The 4,231-nt window shown below is 69.2% G+C and carries 3 protein-coding genes and 1 pseudogene; 1 reads left to right on the plus strand and 3 read right to left on the minus strand.

The window, feature by feature from the left end; genetic code table 11:
• Positions 1-1,463 (minus strand): acyltransferase family protein (locus tag NF20_RS05190; protein ID WP_033717225.1); only part of this gene is annotated, 1,463 nt, incomplete at its 3' end.
• Between the two features lie 86 nt (positions 1,464-1,549).
• Between NF20_RS05190 and NF20_RS05195 the strand changes: the two genes are divergently transcribed.
• Positions 1,550-2,521: an aldo/keto reductase gene (locus NF20_RS05195; protein ID WP_033710842.1), complete on the plus strand. Its 972-nt coding sequence runs from the start codon at positions 1,550-1,552 to the stop codon at positions 2,519-2,521.
• 9 nt (positions 2,522-2,530) lie between these two features.
• Here NF20_RS05195 and NF20_RS05200 read toward each other — a convergent pair.
• Both NF20_RS05200 and NF20_RS05205 read right to left on the minus strand, forming a co-directional pair.
• A pseudogene (locus NF20_RS05200) lies at positions 2,531-3,630 on the minus strand (NAD-dependent epimerase/dehydratase family protein).
• Between the two features lie 7 nt (positions 3,631-3,637).
• The gene (locus NF20_RS05205; protein WP_033710840.1) at positions 3,638-4,156 is read right to left on the minus strand and encodes a nuclear transport factor 2 family protein; all 519 of its coding nucleotides are present in this window, start codon (positions 4,154-4,156) and stop codon (positions 3,638-3,640) included.
• Positions 4,157-4,231: the final 75 nt, after the last annotated feature.

Consider the following 4,231-nt stretch of genomic DNA (forward strand, 5'->3'; position numbering starts at 1 on the left):
AGGGCGGTCGGCCACGGGAACCGCCCGTCGGGCGCAAAGCCCTCGGCGGCCACCACGGACAGGGTGTAGGCCGCCAGTGCCGCACCGGCCAGCAGCACGGGTTCGGCGGCGCGCGCGGGCAGGGGAACGCCAAGCAGCGGCAGCGGCGCGGCGAAAAGCCTTCGGGCCCACCACAACAGCACCATTTCGACCGCCGTCACCGCGCTCAGGACGGCCACCCATTCCAGCCGGGCCTGCCACCACTGCACGCTGCCTTCGGGGGGCTGCGGCAACAGCCCGGCCGGATATCCGACGATCGCCACGATCACGACTGGAATCATGTGCCACAGGTAGAGGGCCATGATGTTGTTGTTGGCGATCGAGAGCCCCCGCTCGGCCCGGATGGCGCGCAGCGCGCGGTTGAGCGCGGGTGCAGCCGCCATCACGATTCCGGTTTGGGCGCCGCCGAAGGCCAGCAGCGCCACGGTGGGCGGCGTGGTGTTGTCGATGGTCTGGCCGCCCGGCGGATATCCGACGATCGCCACGATCACGACTGGAATCATGTGCCACAGGTAGAGGGCCATGATGTTGTTGTTGGCGATCGAGAGCCCCCGCTCGGCCCGGATGGCGCGCAGCGCGCGGTTGAGCGCGGGTGCAGCCGCCATCACGATTCCGGTTTGGGCGCCGCCGAAGGCCAGCAGCGCCACGGTGGGCGGCGTGGTGTTGTCGATGGTCTGGCCGGGAACCCCGATCATGCTGACCGGATACACGCGCAGCCAGATCAATGCCGCCAGCAGCACCGCCGAGACGCCGGCCAGCAGCCACGGCCGACGGCCCGCCAATGACCCTTCGTGCCAAGCGATCCCGAGCTGATACAGCGTTCCCCAGCCCAACACATAGTTCACCCAGCTGAGGTGGGGCAGATGGGCGCCGATCCGGGCCGCATCGACCACGGCCACCGTCACAGCGAGTGCCGCGGGCACCCACAGCCCCCAACGGCGTTGCACGACAAGCGCAATCGGCGTCAACGACACCACCACCAGATACACCGCCAAAAACCACAGGTGCATGGCCACCGCCCAACCGGCGTACTCGAGCACCGAACCCGCCACGCCGCAGGCGGCCAGCGCGACCACCACCGCCGACACCAGCACCGCATACACCGCGGTCGGCCCGAGGACCCGGGCCAGCCGGCGCTGCAGCCAGGACCGACGGGGCACTCCCTCTTCGTCGTGCCGGTGCGTCCAGGACACTGCGCCGGCGTACCCGGCCACCAGGAAGAAGGTCGGAACCGCCTGGAACGGCCAGGTCAGCCATTGCGTCCAGGGCATGTCCACCAACGGGTTCTGCCGGCCGAACTGCCCGTCGTGATAGGTCACCGATCCGGCCAGCCAGTGCCCGAGCACGATCAGCACCACCCCGGACACGCGGTAATAATCGACCGCCAGATTGCGCGCCGGCCGCGCGCTGTTTGCGTGCTGCATCAGATCGCGGGAAGCTCGACGCGGGACACAGCGCCACGCTACCGTTCGGCCCCGCGCGCAACCACGTCAGGAACAGGAGACGCGCCATGAAGCAGGCTCAACTCGGCGGACTGCAGGTGGGCCGGCTGGGCCTGGGGGCGATGGGAATGTCGGTGGCCTACGCCGGCGCCGGCACCGACGACGCCGAATCGATCCGCACCGTGCACCGCGCCATCGAGCTGGGTGTGACGCTGATCGACACCGCCGAGGTGTACGGCCCCTACGTCAACGAGGAACTGTTGGCCCGAGCGCTGCGCGGGCGGCGCGATCGGGTGGTGCTGGCCACCAAGTTCGGCCTGATCTCGCACACCGGCCGCGACGGCCTGGACAGCAGCCCCGCCAATATCCGTGTCGCCGTGGATGGTTCGCTGCGCCGGCTGGCCACGGACCGCATCGACCTGTACTACCAGCACCGCCTCGACCGCCAAACCCCGATCGAAGACACCGTCGGAGCGCTGGCCGAACTGGTCGCCGCCGGCAAGATCCGGCACATCGGTCTCTCCGAGGTCGGGGTGAATACCATCCGCCGTGCGCACGCGGTGCACCCGATCACCGCCGTCCAATCGGAGTACTCGCTGTGGACCCGCGACCAGGAAGACGAGATACTGCCGGTGCTGCGCGAACTGGGGATCGGGTTCGTCGCCTACTCACCGCTGGGCCGCGGCTTCCTCACCGGCGCTATCCGCTCCGCGCACGAGCTGCCCGACACCGACTACCGCAGGACCAACCCGCGGTTCGCGGAACAGAACTTCGCCCACAACCTGCGCTGCGCCGACGAATTGCGGGACATCGCCGCGGACGTCGGCGCCACGCCGGCCCAGGTCGCGTTGGCCTGGTTGCTGGCGAAAGGCCCCGACATCGTGCCGATCCCGGGCACCAAACGCGTCGCCCGCCTGGAAGAAAACGTCGGGGCCGACGCGCTGGAGCTGACTACCGAGCAGCTGTCCCGGCTGGATCGACTCACGCCGCCGGTGGGCGGCCACCACGCCGACGCGCAGCTGGCGTGGATCGACCGCTGACCGAACCGGTTAGTCGGCGGTCGCCAATGCCGCTGTGCCGTACTTCTTTTCGATCAACGTCCACGGGTCGGCGTAGGGGCCGCGTCCCTCCAGCCGGCGCTGCACGATCAAGATGGTGCGCAGGAGGGGCCGCAGCAGCGGCCCCAGCAGTCGCAGGGCGAGCCGGCTGCGGCCCTGCGATTCGGCCAGCCAGGCCACCGTCTGGCTCCAGTCGTGCTCCTGGAAGTCGAGCAGCTGCTGGGCTTCGGTGGTGTCGTACCAGCCGGTGAAACTCCAGCCCCGGTCGTCGGCCGGGTTGCCGGGCAAACTGGCCGACGGGCCGAGCCGGCCCAGCCGACGGCCTCCATCATGGCGTCCTCCAGTTCGCGCTGGGTGAGCACGTAAGACTCGTTGCCGCCGATGAGCAGCACCTTGCCGGAAATGGTGGCCGCACGATCGACGCCGTTGGCGAAGGCCAGCGCCACGTCCCGCGCATCCACCGCGTGCATCCGGTTGTCGCTGGGCATCGATCGCATCAGCAGCAGGTAGTCGCCGTTGATGGAGGCGTGGGTGTCCGGCGAGATGATCCCGCCGAGCCGGAACAGCGCATACGGCAGCCCGCTGGCCCGGATTGCCGCCTCGGCCAGCACCTTGTCCTGGCCGTATTGGTCGATCGGGTTCACCGGGGTATCCGGGGTGATCCGCTCCGGCTGGCGGTAGGGGTTTCGCGACCCGTAGACCGCGGCGCTGGAGGCCATCAGGAACAGGGGCGGGCGGGGCAGCGCCGTGCAGGCGGCCAACAGGTTCTCGGTGCCGCCGACGTTGACTCGCCGGGCCAGGTCGGGTTTGCGATATGACAGCGGGGAGACCACGGCGGCCAGGTGCACGACGGCGTCGGGCTGGTGGGCGGTGACCAGGTCCCGCACCGCCTCGGCGTCCAGCAGGTCGGTGTAGGCGGGAATCAGCGTGCCGGGATAGCCGCCGGCGGCGAGTTCGGTTGCGACGGCGGCGGTGTTGTCGTTGCGCAGGTCCATCGCGACGACGGTGCGTCCGCGCTGCAGCAGAAGCTGCGTGCAGCGCTTGCCGACCTGTCCGAACGCGCCGGTGACCAGAACGGTGTTGGCGGTCATGGCCGGGTCACCGATCCATCAGGCGGCCGGCGATGGTGCCGATCGCGGCGCGGATCCGGGGGGAGACGTAGATCGAGAAGAGGGGAGTCACGATGTCCTCGCGCAGTCGAGTTAGCTTGGAGCTCTTGATGAACCACTGGCCGTCGATGTTTTCGTAGGTTTCGTGGTAGTGGCCGTAGCCGACCAACGTTATCCCGGGCCCGAAGCGGACGACGTCTTGCAGCGCCCACGTCCCGCGCGCGGTCGTCGCCGAGGTGAGCTCGATCTCGGGGTTGTGCACCTGATGCGCCGTGGGCTGGGTGGCGCGGCCGAGTGCCCGGCGGGTGAAGGCCACGAAGTCGTCGGCGCCGGCGATCACCGCGCCGCCGGCTTCGGAGGTGTCGCTGAGGAAGTCGTCGGTGAAGATCGTCCGCCAGGCCGGCCAGTCCTTGGTGTCCAGGTAGCGGCAGTAGCGCGCCTTGAGTTGCTTGATGGATTCGATCGCCGGCAGGGTGTCGGCGACCGCGCTGTGCGCGCGCTCGGTCATTGCGGCTCGATTCTTCTCGCACGGGTCTGCACGTGACGTTTTCCTGGCGAAGTGTAAACCCGTCAGCCTTTGAAG

Origin of the sequence: Mycobacterium sp. MAC_080597_8934, from assembly GCF_000523975.1 — a bacterium.
Lineage (GTDB): Bacteria > Actinomycetota > Actinomycetes > Mycobacteriales > Mycobacteriaceae > Mycobacterium > Mycobacterium avium.

Coding starts and splice junctions, on each gene's coding strand:
- NF20_RS05205 (WP_033710840.1), bottom strand. CDS start 4,156: ATGACCGAGCGCGCGCACAGCGCGGTCGCCGACACCCTGCCGGCGATC.
- NF20_RS05195 (WP_033710842.1), top strand. CDS start 1,550: ATGAAGCAGGCTCAACTCGGCGGACTGCAGGTGGGCCGGCTGGGCCTG.